The sequence below is a fragment of the Bradyrhizobium sp. NAS96.2 genome (assembly GCF_001908235.1).
Classification (GTDB): domain Bacteria; phylum Pseudomonadota; class Alphaproteobacteria; order Rhizobiales; family Xanthobacteraceae; genus Bradyrhizobium.
On record NZ_LGHK01000382.1, the window covers coordinates 1 to 920 of the forward strand.

The following is a 920-nucleotide window of genomic DNA, read 5'->3' on the forward strand; positions in this document are numbered from 1 at the left end:
CGAATTCGGCGGACGGCTCGGCGCCGGCGGAGACGGCCGCGGCCAGCGTGCGCTTGCGATCGTGCGCGATGTCGTGGCCGTCGACCATGTAACGCTGGTTGACGATCGCCTCGACGCGCTTCCGCTTGACCTCGATAACGCTCACCCTCATGGCGCGATCGCCTCGACGTCCAGCCGCTTGATCCGGTACGGATGCGCCGGCACGACAAAAATCGAGTAGCGGCCCGGATGATCGACCGCGAACTCGAGCCTTCCATCGGTCACATGCTCGGTGTGAACCAATGCGCCGTCGAGCGCGACGGTCGCATCGAACTCCGCCGGCGAAACCGCGAGCTCGAGCAGATCCTCGCCGTCCGCCTTGACCGACCGGACCTCGCCGGAGATCTCGACGTCGAGTTTCGGCACTATCTGGCCGTCCTTCACCCAGGCGTCGGTGATGTCGACCTCGCCGTCATAGAGAATGTGCGGGATCCCCATCTCCGCATATCGCTCCGACAGCACGTCCATTCCGATCTCAACCTGCAGCGTGACGGCCGTAATCAAGCCGTTGTCGTCATGCCGCACGATCACTTTCGGCCTGCTCGCCGCCGCCGGATCTTCGACAGCGTCCGGCGGCGCGGCGGCCGCGGTCGACTGCCCGTCATCGCCGGCTGGCATGTAGCCAGCGACCCCCCATGCCGCGTCGAGCGTTACCCCCGTCATCCTGCGATCCTCCTGAAAAGCGCGTAATACAGCCGGCCAACCTGATTGCCGAACTTGAACCGGAACTGCAGCGACGAGGTCGTGACCTGCGCGTAATTCCAATAGTCGGAGCTGTTGCCGCGAAAATTGGTAAAGCCCAGATACTGAGTGCCAGGGCTCAGCGTGATGTTTGTGTCGGTGTAGCCGGCCAGGAACGGTACGGCGTCGAGCGTCGACGG

General features: G+C 64.2%; 2 protein-coding genes. Both read right to left on the minus strand.

Annotation, left to right across the window (positions count from 1 at the left end):
- Window positions 1–147: 147 nt before the first annotated feature.
- Window positions 148–702, minus strand: a complete 555-nt coding sequence (locus AC628_RS41445; RefSeq protein WP_143202109.1) for a hypothetical protein — start codon at window positions 700–702, stop codon at window positions 148–150.
- On the minus strand, window positions 699–920 hold a 222-nt coding region (locus AC628_RS44605; protein WP_168193551.1), incomplete at its 5' end, for a hypothetical protein. The genes AC628_RS44605 and AC628_RS41445, both read right to left, overlap by 4 nt.